Here is a 23,077-nt window from a genome sequence, read left to right as displayed (position 1 = left end):
CGTAAGGGCCGATCAGCGGCTGTGACAGGAACTCCGGGGGACCGCATCGGGCCGCACCGCAATCCCCGGTGCGGCCCGTTCCGCTTCACTTCGCGGTGGTCTTCACTTCACGCTGATCTCTACTTCACGTTGATCGCGGTCCAGGCGGCGGCGACGGCCTTGTACTCGGTGCTGTTCGCCCCGTAGAGGTCGGTGGCGGCACTGAGGGTGGCGGTGCGGGCCTGGGCGTACTTGCTGGTGGAGGTCAGGTACGTGGTCAGGGCCTTGTACCAGATCTTGGTGGCCTTGTCCCGGCCGATGCCGGTGACCGTCGAGCCGTCGTACGTCGGGCTGTTGTAGCTCACGCCGTTGATGGTCTTCGCGCCGCTGCCCTCGGACAGCAGGTAGTAGAAGTGGTTGGCGGGCCCGGACGAGTAGTGGACGTCGATGCTGCCGAGGCTCGAGGACCAGTAGTCGCGGGACGCGCCGTCCTTGCTGGGCTTGTCCTGGTAGCGCAGCGGGGTGCCGTCGCCGTTGATGTTGATCTTCTCGCCGATGAGGTAGTCGCCCACGTCGGAGGAGTTGCCCGAGTAGAACTCCACGGCGCTCGCGAAGATGTCGGAGGTGGCCTCGTTGAGGCCGCCGGACTCGCCGCTGTAGTTGAGCTTGGCGGTGGCGGCGGTGACGCCGTGGGTCATCTCGTGGGCGGCCACGTCGATCGAGGTGAGCGCGTTGGCGTTGCCCGAGCCGTCGCCGTACGTCATGCAGAAGCAGGAGTCCTGCCAGAACGCGTTGACGTAGTTGTTGCCGTAGTGGACGCGGGAGTACGAGCCCACGCCGTTGTTCTTGATGCCGTTGCGGCCCAGGACCTCCTTGTAGAAGTCCCAGGTCTCGGCGGCGCCGTAGTGCGCGTCGACCCCGGCGGTCTGGCGGCCGCCGCCCCAGACGTCGTCGGCGTCGGTGAAGAGCGTGCCGGTGCCCGACGACCCCTGGTTCAGGTCGTACGTCTTGTGGTTGCCGCGGGTGCCGTCGGTGAGGCTGTACGTGGAGCCGCTCTTGGTGGTGCCGAGCGGCACCGTGCCGCTGTACTTGCTGGTGCCGGTCCCGGTGTGGACGGCCTCGTTCTCGGCCAGCTTCTTGCCGGTGGCGGCGTCGGTGATGACGTGCAGCTCGCTCGGCGTGCCGTCCTTCTGGGTGCCGGTGACGACGGTCTCCCAGGCCAGTACGGGCTTAGCCGTAGCCGCCCAGACCACCTTGCGCGGGGACTTGGCCTTCTCGCCGGAGTCGGCCGAGGTCGCGGCCTTCAGCGCGGCCTTGGAGGCGGCGGCGGAGGACACCGCGGCGTCCGTGCCGGCCACGGCTATCTTCGCGCTGGTCGCCTTGGTGACGGTGCGGGCGCCGCTGGGTTTCTCGTGGACGACCAGGTCGCCGCCGAGGACGGGCAGCCCGTCGTAGGTGCGTTCGTAGCGGGTGTGCACGGTTCCGTCGGCGTCCTTGATGACGTCGCGTGCGACGAGCTTCTCCTTGGCCCCGAGCCCCAGGTGGTCGGCCTGGGCGGAGGCATCGGCCTGCGCCGCCTTGATCGAGGCGGCGCGCTCCGCGGAGGTCAGCATCAGCGCGGTCGCGCCTGCCTCGCGGGAGTTGTCCGGCTGGGCGTTGGCCGAGCCGGTCTGGATGCCGATGACGACCATGGCGGCGGAGGCGACGAGCGCGGCCGCGCGGATGGTCTTCTTGCGGGGGGAGGAAGCGTGAGGTCTCACTCGGTCTCCTTGCTGAGGGGCCGCGGGATCGCGGCCCTGTGTAGGGGGTTCGGACAGCCGTGGGTGGACCGTCCGGTCGAGCAGGAGTGGTGCGTGAGGTGCCAGTGGCGCGCTTCGGTTCCGCGGCGAGAAGTGCCTGCCGGGCCGTGGGCCGGGCCGTGTGCGTGCGGAACCAAGGACTTACCGCGGAGTCAGAAGAGACGCGCGGCGAGTCGAGCAGAGATTGTCATCGAACGATCTGTTCTGACAGGTGCGTAACAAGAATTTGACCGTTCGTTATTGAAGCAGGGCAAATTTCAGTCAGTCAGGCATACCGGGGAAATGTCTGGTTGGTCCGCACGTGTCATGAAAAACGGCGAGGGCCGCCCCCCTTGTCGGGGGCGGCCCTCGCCGCGTGCTGTGCTGAAGAACGTCAGACGTTGACGCCGAAGTCCTGCGCGATGCCGACCAGGCCCGAGGCGTAGCCCTGGCCGACGGCGCGGAACTTCCACTCGGCGCCGTTGCGGTACAGCTCGCCGAAGACCATGGCGGTCTCGGTGGCGGCGTCCTCGCTCAGGTCGTAGCGGGCGATCTCGGTGCCACCGGCCTGGTTGACGATACGGATGAACGCGTTCCGCACCTGACCGAAGTTCTGGCTGCGCGACTCGGCGTCGTAGATCGAGACCGGGAAGACGATCTTCTCGATGTCGGCGGGCAGAGCCGCCAGGTTGACGTTGATCTGCTCGTCGTCGCCCTCGCCCTGACCGGTCACGTTGTCACCGGTGTGGACGATGCTCTGGTCCGGGGTGGCCTTGTTGTTGAAGAACACGAAGTGCTGGTCGGAGTAGACCTTGCCGTTGGTGTTGACGGCGATGGCGCTCGCGTCCAGGTCGAAGTCGGTGCCCGTGGTGGTGCGGACGTCCCAGCCGAGGCCGACCGTGACGGCGGTCAGGCCCGGTGCCTCCTTGGTGAGCGAGACGTTGCCGCCCTTGGACAGGCTTACAGCCATGGGGAGTCCCTTTCGTGGTCTCGATGGTTCGAGGCGGCGGGCTTCGTCCATAGGCGCCGGGCGAAGTCGCCGTCATCCTCCACAACGCCATCAGGGCACCCACAGGTTCCAGGTACCTTTACTTTCTTTGCCAAACCCTGATGGGTGTCCCCGGAGCCCCTGCCTCCGCGCCCCGGCCGCGGCAAAACGGGATGACGCCGCGGGGGTCGGCAGGTGACCATGGAGCCATGTCCGGGCCCTATGTCATCCGCGGTTCCGTCTCCCTGCCGGAGGCGGAGCTGATGTGGCGTTTCTCCCGGTCGTCCGGCCCCGGCGGGCAGCACGTCAATACGAGTGACAGCGCCGTCGAGCTCCGCTTCGACCTCGCCGCCACCGACGCGCTGCCGCAGGTGTGGAAGGAACGCGCGCTGGAGCGGCTGGCCGGGCGGCTGGCCGACGGGGTGCTGACCGTACGGGCGTCCGAGCACCGTTCCCAGTGGCGCAACCGCGAGACGGCCGCCGTCCGGCTCGCCTCGCTGCTCGCGGAGGCGAGCGCGCCGCCGCCCAGGCCGCGCCGCCCGACCCGGATCCCGCGCGGCATCAACGAGCGCCGACTGCGGGAGAAGAAGAAGCGGAGCGACACCAAGCGCGGCCGGTCGGGACGCGACTGGGGCTGAGGCCCCCTCGTGCGGGGCCCCGTCTATTCGAGCGTGCGGTAGCGGCCGCGGAAGTACATCAGCGGCCCGCCCTCCGTGTTCGGCGTCGTCGCCGACAGCACCCGGCCGACGACCAGGGTGTGGTCCCCGGCCGTCACCCGCTGCTCGGTGTGGCATTCGAGCGTCGCCAGCGCCCCGGACACCAGTGGAGCGCCCGACTCCGCGCCGTGCGTCACCGCCATGTCTTCGAACAGCAGCCGGTCGCTGATGCGCCCCTTCATGGCGAATCGTCCCGCTGTGGTCCGTTGACTCTCCGACAGCACCGACACCGCCCAGAGCGGCTGTCGTTCGAGCAGCTCGTCCAGCCGGGACCCGTTGCGAACGCTCACCATCACGAGCGGCGGGTCAAGTGACACCGACATGAACGCGGTGGCCGTCATGCCGACGTCCTCACCGCGCGGCCCCTCTTCCGGGTCGTGCGCGGTCACCAGCACCACACCGGCCGCGAGCCGCGACAGGGCGTTGCGGAAGTCGTCCTCACTCACCCCACCAGCATGCGGGACGGCGGGCCCGGCCGGGGTCGGGGCGGGGGCGGGGGCGGAAGGCGTCGTCTGGAACACGTTCTACACGCTAGCCGCGTCGCGCGGCCCCGCGCATCGGGCCACCGGACCACTCCGGACGTAGGTCTCCGGCCGTAGGCGGCCCGCTTGCGGGATTTGCGTTCAGAAAATGTAGGAGCGCTCCCACGCGGTCCTGGTGGGGCGCGAACACGGTCTGTGACATGAGTCACAGCAGCCAGTAATTGTTGACCCTGTGTACCGGGTGGGCAGCTCGCTGTGATTCAGTGGCCGTGGCAATCGGACGACAAAGGAAGCCAGGAGTTGCTGTCGAGGTCTCGGGGGAGTGCGAGCGATGGAGGCCGAGTCGGAGCCCTATATCCGCCTTGCGACCCTGCGGCAGCTGCATCAGGTGGTCGCCGACCTGAACACCGCCCGCAGCCTCGCCGACACCCTTCAGACCGTCGCCGACGGCGTCATAGCCGGGCTCGGCTACGAGCTGTCGGCCGTCAATCTGGTCCGTCCGGACGGTGACCTGGTGGTCGCCGCCGTGGGCGGCAGCGCGGGCGCCGAGGCGCTGATGGCCGGACGGGTCGGGTCCCGCGCCTCCTGGGACCGCCGGCTGTCGATGGGCGACCGCTGGGGCGACCTGCGCTTCATCCCGCACACCGAGGGCTGGGTCCTCGACGATGACGACGTGCCGCAGTGGCACACCCCCGGCCCCGCGCCCCGCTTCGCCGACGAGTGGCACCCCATGGACCGCCTGTTCGCCCCGCTGTACGCGGCGGGCGGCTCCGGCGGGGAGCTGATCGGGGTCCTGTCCGTCGACAAACCGCGCAACGGGCGCCGCCCCGGCGCATGGGGGCGCGAGGCGTTGCAGATGTACGCCTTCCATGCCGCCATTGCGATCGGAAACGCCCGGCTGCGCGGCAACATGCAGCGCGCCCTGCTGCGCCTGGAGCGCGAGCAGCAGGCCCTCCGGGCCAGTGAGGAATCCTTCCGCCAGGCGTTCGAATACGCCCCCAGCGGCATGGCCATCGCCGAGATGGGCGGCGATCAGCACGGTCATCTGCTGCGCACCAACGACGCCCTGTGCCGGCTGCTGGGCCGCCCCGCCTCGGCGATGCGCCGCTACTCGTTCGCCGACCTCGTCCACCCCGAGGACATCGGCACCCTGCTGCGCACCTCCCACGAGGGCGGCCGCTCCGAGCTGCGGCTCGCCCGCCGCGACGGCACGTACGTCTGGGTGTCGCTCCGCAACTCGGTGGTCGCCGACGCCGCCGACGGCCCGCGCTTCCTGCTCACCCACGTCGAGGACATCGAGGAGCGCAAACGCCATGAGCTGGCCCTCGCCCACCGCGCGAGCCATGACTCGCTGACCGGCCTGCCCAACAGCGCCGAGCTGCGCACCCGCCTCGGCAGCAGGCTGTGCGCCCATCCGCCGCAGGGCGGCCGGGCGGAGTTCGCCGAGGGCCTGCCGGGAGCGGACGCCCTGCCGGGTGCGGACGGCGGCGCGGGGCCGACCCTGACCGTGGACGGCTTCCCGCTCGGCTTCGACGAGTTCGAGAGCTTCGGCTCGCCGCCCCCGCCCGCCGCGGGCGGCGTCCCGTTCGACCACCATGTGCACACGTTCGCGCCCAACGAGGACGACGACGTCGACGACGGCCACAAGGGGCTCGCGGTCCTCTTCTGCGACCTCGACGGCTTCAAGTCGATCAACGACCGGTTCGGCCACCACGCGGGTGACGCGGTGCTCATCGAGGTCGCCCGCCGCCTCACCAACGGGGTGCGGGAGGGCGACACCGTCGCCCGGCTCGGCGGTGACGAGTTCGTCGTCCTCGCCGACGGGCTCGGCCGGGCGGACGCCCAGGACCTGGCCGTCCGGCTGCGAAACGCGATCCTGCCGCCCATCCGGGTCGACGGCCGTGCGGTGCGGGTGGGGGCCAGTTTCGGCATCGGCTGGGCGGGCTGCGGCATGTCGGCCGAGGAGGTTCTGCACTCCGCCGACCAGCGCATGTACGTCGAGAAGCGGTCCCGTTCGAAGGAGCGCAGACGGGCCGGGTGAGGGCCGGACGGGCCGTGGTCGGGAAGGGCGGCAGCCCGGCCCGCTCCGATCGGGGTACGCTGCGTCGATGCGGCCCTGCCGCCGACAGTGAACCGATCATGAATATTGGCCATCCGGACAGCCCACGCCCTTCTTAGGCCCTGTCGGCCCTGATATGAGCTGTCGTGGCGCGTACGCACACCTGAGCGCCGATGGCCATATGCATAGGGGAGTGACCAGGGATGACGGCCGGCAACAACGGCTCGGACACACCGGAGAACGACGACCCGTTCGCCTATCTGTACCGCTCGGAGGGCGATGAGGGCGGGCAGGGCGGCCAGTCGGGCCAGCCGGGTTCCGCCCGCACCGGTGGGTACGGCTACCCCGGCCCGGCCGGTCGGCAGCAGCAGCCGGGGGTGCCCCGCACCTCGTACAACCACGTCCGCGCGGTCGGTGAGCGCCAGTACGGCCAGCAGATCCCGAACCAGCAGCCGCAGGGCTACGGGCAGCAGGGCCAGCACTACGGACAGCAGAACGCCCACTACGCCGCCCCCGAGACGCTGCCCGGCGGCGGTGGCCCCCGTCAGCCCGCCCCCGCCCCGCGCGGTGGCGGCCGCGGCCCCAACAACCGGGGGCTGCTGATCGGCGCCGTCGCCGTGGTCGCGGTGGTCGTCGTCGGCATCGGCGTCGCGATGCTCACCAACGGGAACGACCAGAAGGACCAGGGCGACCAGGCGGGCGGAAAGCCCACGGCCGCGTCCAGCGTCGAGCCCAGCGACAAGCCGGAGCCCTCCAAGAAGCCCGCCGCCAAGCTGCCCAAGGAGGACGCGGCCAACATGTCGCTCGGCGGCGGTGCGGCCCCGGCGAGCGACGTCAAGGGCGCCAAGTCCAAGGGCGGCACGTACGTCGGCGTCAACAGCCCCGGCTCCTCGGCGACCTGGGACGTGGATGTCGACCGGGCCAAGGCGTACAAGCTGTACGTGCGCTACGGCGTGCCCGGCGAGGACCAGAGCCTGTCCCTGACGGTCAACGGCAAGAAGTCGACCCGGCCGATCAGCATGAAGAACTTCTCGAACGCGCCCAAGGGCGACTACGAGAAGGGCTGGACGTATTCGTGGTCCATCGTCCAGCTCAGCCAGGGCAGCAACACGATCACCCTGTCCTGCGGCGACGGCGACAAGTGCGACGTCAACCTCGACCAGATGTGGCTGAAGAGGGGCTGACGGCACGCGGGACGGCAGCCCGAGGCGCCGTCCCGCTTCGTTTCCTCAGGCCGCCGACGGGTGCTCGGTGACCTCGACCCGGTCCAGCAGCTCCGCGTAGAGCGCCCGGTCGAACTCGCCCGCCACCGGTGCCCGCACGGCCGCCGCCGACAGGGCCACCGCGCGCGCCATCCGCTCGGGCCAGGGAGCCTCGTCCACCAGACCGGTCAGCAGCCCCGCCACCGCCGCGTCCCCGGCGCCCGTCGGATTGCCCGCCAGGCGCTCCGGCGGCGCCGCCCGCCAGGCGCCCTGGGCGGTGATCGCGAGCAGTCCGTCCGCGCCGAGCGAGGCGGCCACCGCGCGCGCCCCGCGCCGCCGGGCGTCGCGCGCGGCGCGCAGCGGCTCGGTGGAGCCGGTGAGCCCGGCCAGCTCCTCGGCGTTGGGCTTGACGATGTCGGGGCGGGCGGCGACGCCGCGGCGCAGCGGTTCGCCGCCGGTGTCCAGCAGGGTGGGGACGCCCGCGGCCCGGGCCTCCCGGATGAGCTGGGCGTACGCACCGACCGGGACGCCGGGCGGCAGGCTGCCGCACAGCGCGACCGCCGAGGCCCCGCGCAGCAGTCCGGCGTAGGCGTCCATGAAGGCGGCCCACTCGGTGGAGGTGACGGCCGGTCCGGCCTCGTTGAGCTGGGTGGTGTCGCCCGACGCGGCGTCGACGACGCCGAGGGTGCGCCGGGTGGTACCGGCGATCGGCACCAGCGCGTCGGTGATCCGCCCGCCGCCGGTGTCCGTGTCCGTATCCGTGCCCTCTGCCAGCAGCTCGCGGACCACCGTGCCGGTCACCCCTCCGGCGAAGCCGGTGACGGTGGTGTGGTGGCCGAGCGCGGCGAGGACGCGCGCGACGTTGATGCCCTTGCCGCCGGGCCGTTCGGTGACCTCGGTCACGCGGTGGCTGGCGTGGGGGCGCAGCCTGGGCACCCGGTAGGTGATGTCGAGGGCGGTATTGAGCGTGACCGTCAGGATCACCCGGCATCTCCTCTCCCGTCCCCCCGCCGGACGGAGATTCCTGTGCTGAAAGCGTGTGGCTGGGTGCCGAGCGGCGCCCGCGCGTGAGCGATCATGCCAAAGGCGCGGCGCCCGGCCCACCCCTTTGGGATGACCGGGACGCCCAATCATGGTGCGAAATCGGCCAATTCGGGGTCAGCGGGGCGCGGCGTGCGGGGCAGCGGCTCGCTCCAGCCGCTCGCTACCGGGGGTCGACCACCCAGGCGCCGCGCCGCATCACGCCCCGCAGCCGGAAGTCGGCGTCGAGGACGACGAGGTCGGCGTCCTTGCCCGCCTCCAGCGACCCCACCCGGTCGTCAAGGCCCAGCACCCGCGCGGGGGTCGCGGACAGCGCCCGGACCGCCTGGTCCACGCCGAGCCCGTCGACCGTGACGGCCCGCCGGAAGGCGTGGTCGAGGGTGAGGGTGGAGCCCGCGATGGAACCGGCCGTGGGCCCGTCGCTGATCCGCGCCACGCCGTCCTTGACCTCGACCTCCATCGGGCCGAGCGCATAGCTCCCGTCGCTCATGCCCGCCGCACTCATCGCGTCGGTGATGAACGCGACCCGGTCCGCGCCCGCGCGCCCGAAGGCCAGCTGGAGCACGGCGGGGTGCAGATGCGTCCCGTCGTTGATCAGCTCGACGGTGATCCGCTCGTCCTCCAGCAGCGCGGCCACCGGTCCTGGCTCGCGGTGCAGCAGCGACGGCATCGCGTTGAACAGGTGGGTCGCCACGGTCGCGCCCGCCTCCACGGCGTCCCGGGTCGCCTCGTACGTCGAGTCGGTGTGGCCGACCGCCGCCAGGACGCCGCTGTCGGCCAGCAGCCGTACGGACTCCAGCCCGCCCGGCAGCTCGGGCGCGAGCGTCATCATGCGCGCGGTGCCGTGCGCCGCGTCGATCAGCTTGCGCACGTCCGCCGGGTCGGGGTCGCGCAGCAGCGACGGCTGGTGGGCGCCGCAGCGGTGCGGGGAGATGAACGGGCCCTCGAAGTGGACGCCCGCCAGCTCGCCGTCCCGGGCCAGCTCGGAGAGCACCGCCGCCTGCCGGGCGAGGTCGTCGAGGTCGCCGGTGACGGTGGAGGCGAGCATCGTGGTGGTGCCGTGCGCGCGGTGCGTCCGGATGACGGTCAGCGCCTCCTCGGCGGTGCCCGTGGAGAACGAGGCCCCGCCGCCGCCGTGGAGGTGCAGGTCGACGAAGCCGGGGACGATCCAGCAGCCGGACAGATCGCGCACGGCGCCGGCCGCGGGCGTGCCGCCGCCCGTGGCCGTTCCGGCGATGCGGGTGCCCTCGACCGTCAGCGTCGCGTCCGTGACGATCCCGGACGGCAGCACCACCCGGGCGCCTGTGAGAACCGTTCGCTGGACCATCAGCCGGATACCTCCGTGGACGGCGCGGGCTGCGCGGGGGATGAAGGGGATGCGGGGGACGCGGGCGACGGCGCGGCGACGAGATCCCAGGCGAGCAGTCCCGCGCCCAGGCAGCCCGCGGTGTCCCCGAGGGCCGCGGGGACGATGCGGGGGAGGGTCTGGAAGGTGATCCGCTCCTCGATCGCCGCGCGCAGCGGGGCGAACAGCGTCTCCCCGGCCTCGGCGAGCCCGCCGCCGATGATCAGCAGCTCGGGGTCCAGCAGGGTGAGGGCGGTCACCAGGCCGTCGGCGAGCGCGCCGGTCGCCTCCCGCCACACCGCCGCGGCCCGCGGGTCGCCGGACTCGACGGCCTTGGCGCAGTCCGCCGCGTCCGCGTCGGGCCCGCCGCTCGCCGCCGCCCAGGCGCGGCCCACCGCGGCGGCCGAGGCCAGCGTCTCCAGACAGCCGGACTGGCCGCAGGCGCACGGGGTGCCGCCGGGCCGTACGACGATGTGGCCGATCTCGCCGGAGTCGCCGTGGGCGCCCGGTTCGAGACGGCCCTCGATGCCGATGGCGCCCGCGATCCCGGTGCCCACCGACACGAACAGGAACCGGGCGGCGTCCCGGCCCGCCCCCAGCCGCCCCTCGGCCAGCCCGCCCGTACGGACGTCGTGCCCGAGGGCGACCGGGACGCCGCCCAGCCGCTCGGACAGCAGCGCGCGCAGCGGTACGTCGCGCCAGCCGAGGTTGGCGGCGAAGACGGCGACGCCGCGGTCCTGGTCCAGTACGCCGGGCACGCCGACCCCGGCGGCCGCGGCCGGTTCGCCGAACCGCCGCTCGCCGACGGCGCGCAGCTCGGCGGCGAAGTCGAGGATCGCGGCGACCACGGCCTCGGGTCCCTGTTCCCGCCCGGTGGGCCGCCTGGCCTCGTGCAGGAGTGTCCGGTCCGCCCCGACCAGGGCGGCCTTCATGCCGGTGCCGCCCACATCGAGGGCGATGACGTGTTTCACAGGGGACAGTCTCCCGCGATCCACCATGAGAGGTCTAGTCCACTCGCCGGGCGGTTCTTCGTCGCAGGTAAGCGAGTTGTGACGACGTGACACATCCCACGTGGCGGTGTGCGATACGTCTGACCTGGCAAGGAGAGGTCCGATACCGAAGCGATACGCCCATGGTGTAGACCTTGTGGAGGTTTGCAAGGCAGACTCGCTCGACCTTCGCGAGAAGCATCCGCGGAGGAAGAATCAAGCCATAGGGTGGGAAAACGCAGTGCAGCGGCGACGGTTCTTGAGTCTGACGACGGCTGGGGCCGCGACGGCGGTGGCGATGCCCACGCTGTCCGCGTGCGGCAGCGACAGCTCCGGATCGGACGGGAACGTCCTGAAGGTGGTAGCGGCGGACTACGGCGACAGCGCCGAGAACACCTCCCAGAAGTACTGGGACAAGCTGGCCCGGGCCTTCGAGGCCAAGCACAGCGACATCACGGTCGACGTCAAGGTCTACAGCTGGACCGAAGTCGACAAGAAGGTCGCCGAGATGGTCAAGGGCGGTGACAGCCCGGACATCGCGCAGATCGGCGCGTACGCCGACTACGCCGCCGCGGGCAAGCTCTACCGCGCCGACCAGATGCTCTCCATCCCCACCCAGGCCTCGTTCATCACCTCCATCGCCCAGGCGGGCGAGGTCAGCCGGGTGCAGTACGGGCTGCCCTTCGTCTCCAGCGCCCGGCTGCTCTTCTACAACAAGAAGCTGTTCGACGAGGCGGGCATATCCTCCGCCCCCGAGAGCTGGGCGGACCTGAAGGACGCCGCGCAAGCGCTCAAGTCGGCCGGGGTGAAGATCCCCTACGGGCTGCCGCTCGGCCCCGAGGAGTCGCAGGCCGAGGCCATGATCTGGATGCTCAGCGGCGGGGGCGGCTACACCGACTCCAACGGCAGCTACACCATCGACTCCACCGCCAACATCGAGACGTTCGAGTGGCTGCGGGACGAGCTGGTCGGCGCGGACCTCACCGGTCCGCGCTCCCCGGCCCGCACCAACCGCCAGGACGTCTTCAACGCCTTCACCCGCGGCGAGGTCGGCATGCTCAACGGCCACCCCACCCTGATGCAGCAGGCCTCCGGCCACGACATCGAATACGCCACCGCCCCGCTGCCCGGCCGCAAGGGCAAGTCCACCTCCACCATGGGCGTCGCCGACTGGCTCATGGCCTTCAAGGCGAACGGCAGACGGAAGCAGATCGGGGATTTCCTCGACTTCGTCTACCAGGAGAAGAACGTGCTGGACTTCGCCGACCAGTACGACCTGCTGCCCGTCACCACGGCCGTCTCCGCGACGATGCGCCACGAGGAGGAGCACAAGAAGCTGTGGCGCTTCCTCGACCAGATGGACCGCGCCCAGTTCTACCCGGCCGACAAGACCTCCTGGGCGAGCATCAGCCAGATGGTCAAGGAGAAGATCGGCTCGACCGTGACCAAGGGCGGCGACCCCGCGAGCGTCCTCGGCGAGATCCAGCGGGCCGCCGATGCCATGGAGACGGCCAACTCGTGACCACCGAAGGACTCTCCGAACAGGACCTGGCCGTGCTCGCCGTCGAGCGCGACGGGTGGCCGGGCCCGGGCGCCAAGGAGCGGGCCATACGGGAGCGGCTCGGCATCACCCCGACCCGCTACTACCAGCTGCTCAACGCGCTGCTGGACGACCCCCGCGCGCTGGAGCACGACCCGGTGACGATCAACCGGCTGCGCCGGGTGCGGGACGAGCGCCGCGAACGCCGCTGAGGTTTTGGCTTCGTCCCGGTACGGGTGCCGGTGGGCGGGGCCGGGTAGGGTCGCCGCATGGGCAGCCACCCCCTTCCCGTACCCGTCACCGCCGCCGGCCGCGAGGGCCTCGCCGCCCTCCTGGAGCGGCCCGACCGGGCCGTCCTCGGGGTCGACTTCGACGGCACCCTCGCCGACATCGTCCCCGACCCCGACCAGGCCCGCGCCCACCCCGGCGCCGTCCCGGCCCTCGCCGAGCTGGGCCCCCGGCTGCACTCCCTCGCGGTGATCACCGGCCGCCCGGCCGAGGTCGCCGTGCGCTACGGCGGCTTCGGGGACAGCGCCGCTCCGGCCAACCTCGTCGTCCTCGGCCTCTACGGTGCCGAGCGCTGGGACGCGTCCACCCAGGCCATCCAGGCCCCCGAACCCCACCCGGGCATCGCCGCCGTCCGCTCCGAACTGCCGGGCGTCCTGGAGGCGAACGGCGCCTGGCACGGCACCTGGACCGAGGACAAGGGCCGCGCCGTCGCGGTCCACACCCGCCGCACCGAGAACCCCCAGGCGGCCTTCGACCAGCTCCGCGCCCCGCTCCAGGCGCTGGCCGAGCGCCACGGCCTGATCGTCGAACCGGGCCGCCTGGTCCTGGAGCTGCGCCCACCGGGCATGGACAAGGGCGTCGCCCTGCTGGAGTACGTCCGCGAAACCTCCGCGGGCGTGGTCCTCTACGCGGGGGACGACCTCGGCGACCTGGCCGCGTTCGCCGCCGTGGAGCGGCTGCGGAAGGAAGGCGTACCGGGGCTGCTGGTGTGCAGCGGCAGCACGGAGGTGACGGCCCTGGCGGAGCGCGCCGACCTGGTGGTCGACGGCCCGGCGGGGGTCGTGGCCCTGCTGGAGGCGTTGGCGGCGGCGCTGCGCTGAGAATCCCCACCCCGCCCCTTCCCGAACCCAGGGGGCAAGCCCCCTGGACCCCGGCCCGCCGGTCGGCGTTGAGGGGGCGCCGGTGCGCTGGCAGTTCCCCACCCCGCCCCTTCCCGAACCCAGGGGGCAGGCCCCCTGGACCCCCGCCGCCGGTGGGCGATGCGCCGCCGCTCGGCGACGAGGCGCGTGAGCGCGTCCGGGGCGGTGCCCGCAGGGCCGCCCCCGCAGGCCGTGCACGGCGACGGCGGTGCCCCGGGGCCGGAGCGCTAAGGCTGTGCGGCGGTGCCCGGGCTGGTGGGCCCGGAACGGGCCGGGGCGGAGCGCGGGATTGGCGCTGCGGCGTCGAGGACGAGGTGGAGCGCGGGGCGGGTCGGGGCGCTGGTCCTGCGGAGCCGTGCCCGGGCCGGTGCGCCCGGGGTGGTGCCCCGGCGTGGCGTGGGCCTGGCGGTTCGCCTCGGCGCCGGGCGCGGGCCGAGGCGGTGAGCCTGCGCGGCGGTGTCCGGGCCGATGTGCCCGGGGCGGTCCGGTTTGGTGGTCCTGCGGAGCCGTGCCCGGGCCGGTGCGCCCGGGGTGGTGCCCCGGCGTGGCGTGGGCCTGGCGGTTCGCCCCGGTGGCCTGCCCGCCCGTAGCGGGTCAGGGCGGAGGGCGGTGGGCGGCGCCTGGCGCTCGGGCCGGGGCGAAGCCCCCCGCTAACGGGGTCCGGGGCGGAGCCCCGGGGTGGGTCGGGGTCCGGGGCGGAGCCCCGGTTCGGGGAGGGGCGGGGTGGGTACTTCAACCCTCTTGCAGGGCCCGTAGCTGGGTCAGGAACCAGTCGCGGGGTGGGAGGGCCGTGGCCGCCGCGGACAGGCGCTTCGTGCGGTCCGCCCGCTCGGCGTCCGGGGTGCGGAGGGCCTCGTCGAGGGCGCGGGCCGTGCCCTCGACGTCGTACGGGTTCACCGTCACCGCGTCCGCGCCCAGCTCCTCGTACGCTCCCGCCTCCCGCGACAGCACCAGCGCGCAGCCGCGCTCGGAGACGACCGGGACCTCCTTGGCGACCAGGTTCATCCCGTCCCGGATGGGGTTGACGAGGGCCACGTCGGCCAGCCGGTAGGCGGCCAGGGAGCGTGCGAAGTCGTCCTTCACGTGGAGCGCGACCGGCTGCCAGCCCTCCGTTCCGTACTCCGTGTTGATCTCCTCGGCGAGCAGCCGCACCCGCTCGGTGTAGTCGCGGTAGACGGTCAGGTCCTGGCGTGACGGATAGGCGAAGGCCACGTGGACCACGCGCTCGCGCCACTCGGGGTGGGTCTCCAGCAGGCGGCGGTAGGCCAGCAGCCCGCGCACGATGTTCTTGGACAGCTCGGTGCGATCCACCCGGACGATCGTCTTCCGGCCCGGTCCGATCTGCTCGCGCAGCGCCGCCAGCCGCTCGTCGACGTCGGCCGCACGCGACCGCTCCCGCAGGAAGTCGGCATCGGCGCCGAGGCCGTGCACCCCGAGCCGGGTCTCGCGGCCCTCGAAGCGGACGGCGGCCGGGGAGCCGTCCGGCCCCCGGACGACCTCCGCGCCCAGCACCGCCGCACAGCAGTCGGCGAACGCGGCGGCCCAGCGCCCGGTGAGGAAGGCGGCGCGGTCGCCGCCGAGGATGCCGCGCAGCACGCCCGCGGCGACGTCGTCCGGCAGCAGCCGGTAGTAGTCCGGGGGCGCCCACGGCGTGTGCGAGAAGTGGCCGATCCGCAGGTCTGGGCGGCGGGCCCGGAGCAGCCCGGGGACCAGCGCCAGGTGGTAGTCCTGCACCAGCACGACCGCGCCGTCGGCCGCCTCCTGGGCGAGCGCGTCGGCGAAGGCCGCGTTGTACGCCTCGTACGCCTCCCACTGGGCGCGGAACTCCGCGTCGAAGACCGGCTCGACCGGGGTCTGGTAGAGCAGGTGGTGGACGAACCACAGCACCGAGTTCGCGACGCCGTTGTACGCGGCGGCGAAGACGTCCGGCGCGATGTCCAGCATCCGCACCTGCTGCCCGCCGGTGTGGTCCGCGTCCAGGTGCCCCGCCCCGGCGCGGCGCGCCGCCTCGCGGTCGCCGTCGCCGAGCGCGGCGCACACCCAGACCGCGCCCGCGTCGGGCCCGATCGCGCTCAGCCCGGAGACCAGCCCGCCGCCCCCGCGCTTGGGGGAGAGCGAACCGTCCTCGCCCAGCGCGTACGAGACCGGGCCGCGGTTGGACGCGACGAGGATCGGTGCGCTGCGTTCAACGGCCATGTCGCGAGCCTAGCCATCGGGCACCGCGCGCAAACGTACGTACGGTTTCTTGCCCCGGAAGAGGCGCCCTCAGGCCGCGCGCCGCTCCGCGTACTCCGGGATCTCGATCATCGGCGGCCGCTCCTCCGTGTCCACCGCCGTCGTCCGCGGCTCGAAGCCGTTCTCGCCGCGCTCGAACTGGGTCAGCCGCGGCCGCACCAGATGGCCGCGGGCCAGCCGCAGCTGCGCGGTGCGGTAGATCGCGGCGGCCATCCGGCCGAGCGCCTTGCCGTCCTGGTGGCGGTGTTTGCGCACGCCGATGTCGACCTGGGCGAGGGCGTCGAGCCCGACCGTGTGCAGCGCGTCGACCAGCAGGCCCAGCTCGACCCCGTACCCGACGGGGAACGGCAGCCGCTCCAGCAGCGAGCGCCGGGCCGCGTACTCGCCGCCCAGCGGCTGGACGAAACCGGCGAGCTGCGGCCAGTGCAGGTTCAGCAGCGGCCGCGCGACCAGCTCGGTGACCCGTCCGCCCTGGCCCGCGGTGTCCCGCAGCGGCCGGTCGTACATGCCCTTGACCAGCTGCACCCCGGGGTCGGTGAGCAGCGGCCCGACGATGCCGGAGACGAAGCGCGCGTCGAATTCGCGCAGGTCGGCGTCGATGAAGCAGACGATGTCGCCGCTGGTGGCCAGCAGCGACCGCCACAGCACCTCGCCCTTGCCGGGCAGCGCGGGCAGCCGGGGCAGCAGCGCGTCGCGGTGCACCACCCTCGCCCCGGCCGCCGCCGCGACCTCGGCGGTGCGGTCCGTGGAGCCGGAGTCCAGCACCACCAGCTCGTCGACGAGCGGCACGGCCTCGGTCATCAGATCGCGGCGGATCGCGGCGGCGATCTCGCCGACGGTCGCCTCCTCGTTCAGCGCGGGCAGCACCACGCTGACGCTCGTCGCCGTGTCGCGCTTCGCGGCCAGCAGGCGGTCCAGCGGACGGTCGTCGGCCGACCAGGAGCGGTGCTCCAGCCAGCGCTCCACCTCATCCAGCACCTGTTTCGTCTCCCTGCTGTGATCGCGCGGCGTGATCGTTGTGATCCATCTCGCGGTTCGGACGGCTAGCTCAACCATCCGGGCCGTCGGTTACAGTCTTGAACAGCGCACATGACCTTCGTATGTCGGGGGCTCGGTGCGGACAAACGCCCCGGGTGCGGCCCGGCGGCCATACCGCTCATCCAGAGGGGCAGAGGGAACGGCCCGTTGAAGCCCCGGCAACCCTCCAGCTGGTCTCGCGTCCTGTAGCGAGGCTCCCAGCTCGGGAAGGTGCCAATTCCGTCTCGTGGCGAAATGCGTCCCGAGGAAGATGAGGAGAAAGGGCCTCGCCTCCATGGCTGTGCAATCCGTCGAAAGCTCAACCACTTCCGCTGCCGCTTTCGGCCCCGCCGTCGCCCTGTCCTGCCGCGAGTGCGGTGAGCGCTTCGACCTCGGCCCGATCTTCGCGTGCGGGTCGTGTTTCGGGCCGCTCGAGGTGGCGTACGAGCTGCCGAGCGGCGATCCCGAGGGACTGCGGAAGCAGATCGAGGCCGGTCCCGACAACATCTGGCGCTATGCGCCGCTGCTGCCCGTCCCCGCCGACGTGGCCGCGCTCCCCAGCCTGAGCCCGGGCTTCACCCAGCTCGTCAAGGCCGACCGGCTCGCCCGTGAGCTGGGCGTCACCGGCGAGCTGCACGTCAAGGACGACTCCGGCAACCCGACCCACTCCTTCAAGGACCGGGTCGTCGCCATCGCCGTCCAGGCGGCCCGCACCTTCGGCTTCACCACCCTGTCCTGCTCCTCCACCGGCAACCTGGCCGGTGCGGTGGGCGCCGCGGCGGCCCGCGCGGGCTTCCGCTCCTGCGTCTTCATCCCGCACGACCTGGAGGCGGGCAAGGTCGTCATGGCCGCCGTCTACGGCGGTGACCTGGTCGGCATCGAGGGCAACTACGACGACGTCAACCGCTTCTGCAGCGAGCTGATCGGCGACCCGGCGGGCGAGGGCTGGGGCTTCGTCAACGTCAACCTGCGGCCGTACTACGGCGAGGGCTCCAAGACCCTGGCGTACGAGATCTGCGAGCAGCTCGGCTGGCGGCTGCCGGACCAGATCGTCGTCCCGATCGCGTCCGGCTCCCAGCTCACCAAGATCGACAAGGGGCTCAAGGAGCTGATCGCGCTCGGTCTGGTCGAGGACAAGCCGTACAAGATCTTCGGCGCCCAGGCCGAGGGCTGCTCCCCGGTGTCCACCGCCTTCAAGGCGGGCCACGACGTGGTACGCCCGCAGAAGCCGAACACCATCGCCAAGTCGCTGGCCATCGGCAACCCGGCGGACGGCCCGTACGTCCTCGACATCGCGCGCCGCACCGGCGGGGCGGTGGAGGACGTCACCGACGAGCAGGTGGTCGACGCGATCAAGCTGCTCGCCCGCACCGAGGGGATCTTCGCGGAGACCGCGGGCGGCGTGACCGTCGGCGTGACCAAGAAGCTGATCGAGGACGGGCTGCTCGACCCGTCCCTGACGACCGTCGTCCTCAACACCGGCGACGGCCTGAAGACCCTCGACGCGGTGGCCCCCACCACGGGTCCCTCCGCCATCATCCGCCCCACCCTTGACTCGTTCCGAGAGGCTGGCCTCGCATGAGCGTCAACGTCCGAATCCCGACCATCCTGCGTACCTACACCGGCGGCCAGGCCGAGGTCAGCGCCGAGGGCGCGACCCTCGCCGAGGTTCTGGCGGACCTGGAGAAGAACCACGCGGGCATCTCCGCGCGCGTCCTGGACGACACCGGCAAGCTGCGCCGCTTCGTGAACGTCTACGTCAACGACGACGACGTGCGGTTCGCCGAGGGCCTGGCCACGGCCACGCCGGACGGCGCCGGGGTGTCGATCATCCCCGCGGTCGCGGGTGGCTGCTGACGCCCCATCACCCCGCTCACCTCTGGAAATCGCCTCGCCCGGGAAGATCCGGACGGGGCGATTCCGTGTGTGGAATCGCGATACAGTTGCCCCGCTTCTCCATCGGGCGCGGGCTATCTGATCAAGCCCGGTGCCGGAACCGCATATGAGAACTCGTCAACTTGTGCGCAAAGTGTGTGCGCGATTTGTCGGGTTGGCGCCCTATGTCCGGTCGGGTTTGCCCGGACTTCACGGGACTTCTCCACTTTTTACCGATCGGCCGTGCCCAGAATTCTCGTCCAATTGACCTGTTGCAGAGGGCGTTGGGACGGATACATTCAGCGGCGGTCGACGCGTTCCGGCGCACACCCCCCTCGACTCGGGGGGTGAGGTCTGACCCGGGTCCGCGGAGTGCGGTCCTGCGCAAGGGCCAGCAATAGGGGAGTTAGGAATGGCTCAGGGCACCGTCAAGTGGTTCAACGCGGAGAAGGGGTACGGCTTCATCGCGGTCGACGGTGGTGCGGACGTGTTCGTCCACTACAGTGCGATCCAGATGGACGGTTACCGCACCCTCGAGGAAGGCCAGCGGGTCGAGTTCGAGATCTCGCAGGGCCAGAAGGGCCCGCAGGCGGACATGGTCCGCGTGGCCGCAGGCTGACGCGCCGAACGCGACGCAGCTGACTGAAGTAGCCGGAGGGCCCGCATCCCGCGAGGGGGCGGGCCCTCTGGCATGTCCGCGGGGGCTCTCGCCCGCCTCTCTTGACGCCCGTCGGGCGCTTGCACTCTCATGGGGCGAGTGCTAATTATTGCGTTAGCACTCTGAAGGTGAGAGTGACAGAAGGATCGGGTCGGTGAGGCTCGCCGATGCCGCGCGGGGCAAGGAACCGCACGGCAGGCAGGCCGTCCGTCGCGGGCGCCAGGCGCGGTCCGGAGCAATCCACCCCGTCTTGGGAGGACCACTTCACATGGCCAAGATCATCGCGTTCGACGAGGAGGCGCGGCGCGGCCTCGAGCGCGGGATGAACCAGCTCGCCGACGCCGTCAAGGTCACCCTCGGCCCCAAGGGCCGTAACGTCGTCCTCGAGAAGAAGTGGGGCGCCCCCACGATCACCAACGATGGTGTGTCCATCGCCAAGGAGATCGAACTCGAGGACGCGTACGAGAAGATCGGCGCCGAGCTGGTCAAGGAGGTCGCGAAGAAGACGGACGACGTCGCCGGTGACGGCACGACGACCGCGACCGTCCTCGCCCAGGCGCTGGTCAAGGAGGGCCTGCGGAACGTTGCCGCGGGCGCCAACCCGATGGCCCTCAAGCGCGGCATCGAGAAGGCCGTCGAGGCCGTCTCCGCCCAGCTGCTCGAGCAGGCCAAGGACGTGGAGACCAAGGAGCAGATCGCCTCCACCGCCTCCATCTCCGCCGCCGACACCCAGATCGGCGAGCTGATCGCCGAGGCCATGGACAAGGTCGGCAAGGAAGGCGTCATCACCGTCGAGGAGTCGCAGACCTTCGGGCTCGAGCTCGAGCTCACCGAGGGCATGCGCTTCGACAAGGGCTACATCTCCCCGTACTTCGCGACGGACATGGAGCGTATGGAGGCGTCGCTCGACGACCCCTACATCCTGATCGTCAACTCGAAGATCACCAGCGTGAAGGACCTCCTCCCGCTGCTCGAGAAGGTCATGCAGTCCGGCAAGCCGCTGCTGATCATCGCCGAGGACATCGAGGGCGAGGCGCTGGCGACCCTGGTCGTCAACAAGATCCGTGGCACCTTCAAGTCCGTCGCCGTCAAGGCCCCGGGCTTCGGTGACCGCCGCAAGGCCATGCTCGGCGACATCGCCATCCTCACCGGTGGCACCGTCATCTCCGAGGAGGTCGGCCTCAAGCTGGAGAACGCAGGGCTGGACCTGCTCGGCCGCGCCCGCAAGGTCACGGTCACCAAGGACGAGACCACGATCGTGGACGGCGCCGGCGACACCGACCAGGTGCAGGGCCGCGTCAACCAGATCCGCGCCGAGATCGAGAACTCGGACTCGGACTACGACCGCGAGAAGCTCCAGGAGCGCCTGGCGAAGCTGGCCGGCGGCGTGGCCGTCATCAAGGCCGGTGCCGCGACCGAGGTCGAGCTGAAGGAGCGCAAGCACCGCATCGAGGACGCGGTGCGCAACGCCAAGGCCGCCGTCGAGGAGGGCATCGTCGCCGGTGGTGGCGTGGCCCTGCTCCAGACCGTCTCGGTGTTCGAGAAGCTGGAGCTCGAGGGCGACGAGGCCACTGGTGCCCAGGCCGTGCGCCTGGCCCTGGAGGCCCCGCTGAAGCAGATCGCCGTCAACGCCGGCCTCGAGGGCGGCGTCGTGGTGGAGAAGGTGCGCAACCTGACCCCGGGCCACGGCCTCAACGCCGCGACCGGTGAGTACATCGACCTCATCGCCGAGGGCATCATCGACCCGGCCAAGGTCACGCGCTCCGCGCTCCAGAACGCCGCGTCGATCGCCGCGCTGTTCCTCACCACCGAGGCCGTCATCGCCGACAAGCCCGAGAAGGCCGCTCCGGCGGGCGCCCCGGGCGGCATGCCGGGCGGTGACATGGACTTCTGATCGGCTTCGGCGCCCCGCGCGCCGGTCGGTCACACCGTCCACTGACGACGGCGGGGCGGCACCCTCTCTCCCAGGGGTGCCGCTCCGCCGCCGTGTTTTCGGGGCTATGCCCCGGCCGCTTCGAGGGCGGCCCGCAGATGGCCGTTCGCCTCGCCGAGCAGCTTCTCGGCGGTGGGCGCGTCCACGCCGCCGAGGATCGTGAGGATGGCGTTCTTGGCCTCCCAGTCGGTGGCCGTCAGCGCGCTCTCGATCTCCTCGTCCGTGGCGCCGGTCGCCAGAGAAACGATCCGGCGCGTGCGCGCCCGCAACTTCTCGTTCGAGGCGCGCACATCCACCATCAGATTCCCGAAGGTCTTGCCCAGCCGGATCATGGTGATGGTCGAGAACATGTTGAGCACGAGCTTCTGCGCCGTACCCGCCTTGAGCCGGGTGGAGCCGGTGAGCAGCTCCGGTCCGACGACGACCTCGATGCCGTGGTCGGCGGCCGCCGCGAGCGCCGAGCCCGCGTTGCACGACAGCCCGACGGTGAGCGCCCCCCGGCGGCGGGCGTGCTCGACGGCGCCCACGGCGTACGGGGTGCGGCCGGAGGCCGAGACGCCCACGACCGTGTCCCGCGGGCCGACCCCGATCCGGTCGAGGTCCTCGGCGGCCAGCTCCGCGCTGTCCTCCGCGCCCTCCACGGACGACACCACGGCCGTCTCCCCGCCCGCGATCAGGCCGACCACCCGGTCCGGCCGGGCGTTGAAGGTGGGCGGGCACTCGCTCGCGTCGAGCACCCCGAGCCGCCCGGCGGTGCCCGCGCCCGCGTAGATCAGCCGCCCGCCGTCCGCCATGCGCGCGGCGATGCCGTCGATGGCGGCGGCGATCCGGGGGAGCTGGGCGGCGACGGCGGCGGGGACGCCGGCGTCCTCGGCGTTCATGATGCGGGCGATCTCGACGGTGTCGAGCCGGTCGATCTCGGCGAGTTCGGGGCGGAACGCCTCGGTGGTGAAGGTCTCCAGCTGGGCGCGGAGCCGTTGCTCCTGCTGTTGCTGCTGTTGCTGCTGTTGCTCATCGGCGGCGGAAGTCATGGCGAAGCGGCTCTTCCCTACGTAAGCGTGATGGTGGGGGATGGCGGTGTCGGGACCTTGGCGCGGGCCCCGGCCTCAGCGGTGGCGGGGGTGGGGATCGTGCCGGTGCGCGAGGGCCTCGTACGAGGCGGACAGGGCGGGCGCCGCGCTCTCGTACGTGCGCTGCGCCACGCCTATGAACAGGCAGTCCACCACCAGCAGCTGGCTGGTGCGGCTGGACATGGCCGCCGGGCGCAGTTCGCTCTCGCGCGCCGTGGAGGTGGTGAGGACGAGGTCCGCGTACTGCGCGATCTCGCCGTCCGGGCGGCCGGTGATCGCGATGGTGGTCGCCCCGCGCTCGAAGGCGACGCGCAGTGGCTCGATGACGTCCGTCGTCCGCCCAGAATGGGTGATCGCAAGCGCGACGTCGCGGGAGTGCAGCTGGACGGCGTTGGTGATGGCCTGGTGCGGATCGGCGTGCGCGTGGGCGATCAGTCCGATCCGCAGCAGCTTCTGGACCAGGTCCTGGGCGACCAGATTGGACGCGCCGATGCCGTACACATCGATCCGGCGGGCGGCGGCGACCGCGGCGACCGCCGCCTCGACCTGGCCGGGGTCGAGCCCCGCGGCGGTGTCGGCCAGACACTGCTGCTCCTCCTGGGCGAGCTTGGTGATCACGTCGCCGATCGGGTCGTCGACCGCGATGTCCGCCGTGACGGCCGGTGCCCGGCCCGCCGCCTGCTGCGCGGCGAGCGCGGCGAGCGCGAGGCGCAGATCGCGGTATCCGGGGTAGCCGAGCAGCCGGGAGGTGCGGACGACGGTGGCCTCGCTGGTACCGGTGCGCTCGGCGAGCCCGGTGACGGTGAGCGCCGCGCAGCCCGCCGGGTCGCCCGCGACGGCCTCGGCGACGCGCTGCATCGAGCGGGTCATGGAGGGGCCCAGGGTGCGAACCTTCGCCGCGAGGGCGGAGGGGGCGGGCACGGCGGGATCGGTGAGGGGAGTGAAAGTTTCCTTCAACTTGCTACTCACATCTGAAAACTATTTCCGGCCACGAGGCCCGTCAAGACCGCGCGCGGAGGCGG

At 71.9% G+C, this 23,077-nt stretch carries 20 protein-coding genes and 1 riboswitch; of the genes, 10 read left to right on the top strand and 10 right to left on the bottom strand.

Annotated features, from left to right (window positions below):
* Nucleotides 1-119: 119 nt before the first annotated feature.
* Both LCH29_RS30760 and LCH29_RS30755 read right to left on the bottom strand, forming a co-directional pair.
* Nucleotides 120-1,739, bottom strand: a complete 1,620-nt coding sequence (locus LCH29_RS30760) for a M4 family metallopeptidase (RefSeq protein ID WP_446464970.1) — start codon at nt 1,737-1,739, stop codon at nt 120-122.
* 412 nt (nt 1,740-2,151) lie between these two features.
* The gene (locus LCH29_RS30755; RefSeq protein ID WP_398319030.1) at nt 2,152-2,727 is read right to left on the bottom strand and encodes a TerD family protein; all 576 of its coding nucleotides are present in this window, start codon (nt 2,725-2,727) and stop codon (nt 2,152-2,154) included.
* Nucleotides 2,728-2,954: 227 nt separating this feature from the next.
* On the opposite strand from LCH29_RS30755, the gene arfB reads away from it, so the two are divergent.
* On the top strand, nt 2,955-3,383 hold the full coding sequence (arfB, locus tag LCH29_RS30750) for an alternative ribosome rescue aminoacyl-tRNA hydrolase ArfB (protein WP_009716967.1): 429 nt from the start codon (nt 2,955-2,957) through the stop codon (nt 3,381-3,383).
* A 23-nt stretch (nt 3,384-3,406) separates the two neighbouring features.
* Here arfB and LCH29_RS30745 read toward each other — a convergent pair whose 3' ends face one another.
* A complete protein-coding gene (locus LCH29_RS30745) occupies nt 3,407-3,982 on the bottom strand; it encodes a flavin reductase family protein (RefSeq protein WP_446464969.1) in 576 nt (191 codons plus the stop codon).
* Between the two features lie 292 nt (nt 3,983-4,274).
* On the opposite strand from LCH29_RS30745, the gene cdgB reads away from it, so the two are divergent.
* Nucleotides 4,275-5,984, top strand: coding sequence for a diguanylate cyclase CdgB (cdgB, locus tag LCH29_RS30740; protein WP_446464968.1), 1,710 nt, complete (start codon nt 4,275-4,277; stop codon nt 5,982-5,984).
* 221 nt (nt 5,985-6,205) lie between these two features.
* Nucleotides 6,206-7,186: a carbohydrate-binding protein gene (locus LCH29_RS30735; RefSeq protein WP_446464967.1), complete on the top strand. Its 981-nt coding sequence runs from the start codon at nt 6,206-6,208 to the stop codon at nt 7,184-7,186.
* A 45-nt stretch (nt 7,187-7,231) separates the two neighbouring features.
* Here LCH29_RS30735 and LCH29_RS30730 read toward each other — a convergent pair whose 3' ends face one another.
* The 3 genes from LCH29_RS30730 to LCH29_RS30720 form a co-directional block, all read right to left on the bottom strand.
* A complete protein-coding gene (locus tag LCH29_RS30730; protein ID WP_446464966.1) occupies nt 7,232-8,188 on the bottom strand; it encodes a 1-phosphofructokinase family hexose kinase in 957 nt (318 codons plus the stop codon).
* A 220-nt stretch (nt 8,189-8,408) separates the two neighbouring features.
* Nucleotides 8,409-9,572 (bottom strand): N-acetylglucosamine-6-phosphate deacetylase, encoded by a 1,164-nt coding sequence (nagA, locus tag LCH29_RS30725; RefSeq protein WP_446464965.1) that lies wholly within the window; start codon nt 9,570-9,572, stop codon nt 8,409-8,411.
* Nucleotides 9,572-10,561 (bottom strand): ROK family protein, encoded by a 990-nt coding sequence (locus LCH29_RS30720; RefSeq protein ID WP_446464964.1) that lies wholly within the window; start codon nt 10,559-10,561, stop codon nt 9,572-9,574. The genes nagA and LCH29_RS30720 overlap by 1 nt, the downstream gene beginning before the upstream one ends.
* A gap of 259 nt (nt 10,562-10,820) precedes the next feature.
* On the opposite strand from LCH29_RS30720, the gene LCH29_RS30715 reads away from it, so the two are divergent.
* Genes LCH29_RS30715 through otsB form a run of 3 tightly spaced genes read left to right on the top strand, consistent with a single transcriptional unit; the run spans nt 10,821 to nt 13,228 of the window.
* Nucleotides 10,821-12,101, top strand: a complete 1,281-nt coding sequence (locus LCH29_RS30715; protein WP_446464963.1) for an extracellular solute-binding protein — start codon at nt 10,821-10,823, stop codon at nt 12,099-12,101.
* Complete coding sequence (locus tag LCH29_RS30710; protein ID WP_446464962.1) at nt 12,098-12,331, top strand: DUF3263 domain-containing protein; 234 nt, start codon at nt 12,098-12,100, stop codon at nt 12,329-12,331. The genes LCH29_RS30715 and LCH29_RS30710 overlap by 4 nt, the downstream gene beginning before the upstream one ends.
* Before the next feature lie 57 nt (nt 12,332-12,388).
* Entirely contained in the window at nt 12,389-13,228 is an 840-nt protein-coding gene (otsB, locus tag LCH29_RS30705; protein ID WP_446464961.1) for a trehalose-phosphatase, read from the top strand.
* Between the two features lie 771 nt (nt 13,229-13,999).
* On the opposite strand, the gene LCH29_RS30700 is transcribed toward otsB, so the two are convergent.
* Together LCH29_RS30700 and LCH29_RS30695 are read right to left on the bottom strand one after the other, a co-directional pair.
* The gene (locus LCH29_RS30700) at nt 14,000-15,463 is read right to left on the bottom strand and encodes an alpha,alpha-trehalose-phosphate synthase (UDP-forming) (protein WP_446464960.1); all 1,464 of its coding nucleotides are present in this window, start codon (nt 15,461-15,463) and stop codon (nt 14,000-14,002) included.
* A 69-nt stretch (nt 15,464-15,532) separates the two neighbouring features.
* Nucleotides 15,533-16,480, bottom strand: a complete 948-nt coding sequence (locus tag LCH29_RS30695) for a glucosyl-3-phosphoglycerate synthase (protein WP_123101621.1) — start codon at nt 16,478-16,480, stop codon at nt 15,533-15,535.
* A gap of 175 nt (nt 16,481-16,655) precedes the next feature.
* Nucleotides 16,656-16,797, top strand: a riboswitch (SAM riboswitch).
* Between the two features lie 17 nt (nt 16,798-16,814).
* Between LCH29_RS30695 and thrC the strand changes: the two genes are divergently transcribed.
* From thrC to groL, 4 genes are all read left to right on the top strand, one after another.
* Nucleotides 16,815-18,101 carry a threonine synthase gene (gene thrC, locus LCH29_RS30690; RefSeq protein WP_446464959.1) on the top strand — a complete coding sequence of 429 codons (1,287 nt, stop codon included), beginning with the start codon at nt 16,815-16,817 and terminating at the stop codon, nt 18,099-18,101.
* A complete protein-coding gene (locus LCH29_RS30685; RefSeq protein WP_123101625.1) occupies nt 18,098-18,376 on the top strand; it encodes a MoaD/ThiS family protein in 279 nt (92 codons plus the stop codon). The genes thrC and LCH29_RS30685 overlap by 4 nt, the downstream gene beginning before the upstream one ends.
* A gap of 430 nt (nt 18,377-18,806) precedes the next feature.
* Entirely contained in the window at nt 18,807-19,013 is a 207-nt protein-coding gene (locus LCH29_RS30680; RefSeq protein ID WP_030576453.1) for a cold-shock protein, read from the top strand.
* Nucleotides 19,014-19,320: 307 nt separating this feature from the next.
* Entirely contained in the window at nt 19,321-20,946 is a 1,626-nt protein-coding gene (gene groL / locus LCH29_RS30675; protein WP_446464958.1) for a chaperonin GroEL, read from the top strand.
* A 104-nt stretch (nt 20,947-21,050) separates the two neighbouring features.
* On the opposite strand, the gene murQ is transcribed toward groL, so the two are convergent.
* Complete coding sequence (murQ, locus tag LCH29_RS30670; protein WP_446464957.1) at nt 21,051-22,016, bottom strand: N-acetylmuramic acid 6-phosphate etherase; 966 nt, start codon at nt 22,014-22,016, stop codon at nt 21,051-21,053.
* A gap of 75 nt (nt 22,017-22,091) precedes the next feature.
* A complete protein-coding gene (locus LCH29_RS30665) occupies nt 22,092-23,024 on the bottom strand; it encodes a MurR/RpiR family transcriptional regulator (RefSeq protein ID WP_446464956.1) in 933 nt (310 codons plus the stop codon).
* Between the last annotated feature and the right edge of the window lie 53 nt (nt 23,025-23,077).

The organism is Streptomyces sp. BRA346, assembly GCF_052851135.1.
The sequence above is the reverse complement of the archived record's forward strand: the minus strand, read 5'-3'. Positions and strand labels throughout refer to the sequence as shown.